2 protein-coding genes are annotated in these 933 nt (G+C 33.7%); both read left to right on the top strand.

Annotated features, from left to right (window positions below):
• A partial coding sequence (locus FcAc13_RS12045; protein ID WP_220680170.1) for a toxin glutamine deamidase domain-containing protein occupies positions 1–502 on the top strand: 502 nt, incomplete at its 5' end.
• Positions 502–783 carry a YrhB domain-containing protein gene (locus FcAc13_RS12040; RefSeq protein WP_187756470.1) on the top strand — a complete coding sequence of 94 codons (282 nt, stop codon included), beginning with the start codon at positions 502–504 and terminating at the stop codon, positions 781–783. The genes FcAc13_RS12045 and FcAc13_RS12040, both read left to right, overlap by 1 nt.
• Positions 784–933: the final 150 nt, after the last annotated feature.

The following is a 933-nucleotide window of genomic DNA, read 5'->3' as shown; positions in this document are numbered from 1 at the left end:
AACAAAAGTACATTATAAAATTGATACAGTCACGGTTGAATTAGATGAGGTTAATTGGAATAATGTTGCTGAAAAGGTGGAGACGAGTTCTATTCTTAATGATACGGCAGGTTCTATACGTGATGTAAATCCTGGTTACCCTACTGAAGGTAGAACTCATAATTGTGTTAATTGTGCCATAGCTACTGATGCAACATTGGGTGGTAATCCCTCATCCGCTTTACCAATTAATTCAAAAAATGGAGTCTCAATATCCGTATTAGAAAAACAATATGGGACAAAATTTCAAAATGTCAGTGGTCCTAATAATATTATTGAGCAAATGTCAAAAGCTGGAACTGGTGCAAGGGGTATTGTATTCGGTTCCTATGGACCAGGGCAACCAGGGCATGTTTTTAATGTTGTAAATCAAAATGGGAAAATACGTTTCTTAGATGGTCAAACAGGTAAAGTTGCGGATATGAGCAAATTCAAATCTTTCAAATTTTTAAGGACTAATTGATGATTACTTTTATTGAAGCGTTAAATAAAGCTAAAAATTATTTAGCTGAATACGATATTCCTGTAGAAATCACTGTAATTGACAGATTTTCTGAAGGATGGCTTTTTTGTTTCCAATCCAGAGAGTTTTTAGAAACTGGTGATTTTTCAACACAATTAATCGGTAATTGTCCATTTATAATAGATAAAGATAGTGGAAAAATATATGAGTTGGGAACAGCATACCCTATAGATGTATATATACAACAATATGAAAATAAGAAGATAAATGGGAATTTTTAATTGTTCTATACCAATTGCTAAATGGAAATTGAATTGATGCAGAAGAATTACCCCTACTAGTTCCGCCTAGTGCTGGTGCTTCAGGTAGAGTTCCTAAGGTCTTGCAAACTGGGGGGAATAAGTTAGAGAAAAACACTGCTAATAAATTAA

This window comes from Frischella japonica (assembly GCF_014489845.1).
GTDB classification, from domain to species: domain Bacteria; phylum Pseudomonadota; class Gammaproteobacteria; order Enterobacterales; family Orbaceae; genus Frischella; species Frischella japonica.
The sequence above is the reverse complement of the archived record's forward strand: the minus strand, read 5'-3'. Positions and strand labels throughout refer to the sequence as shown.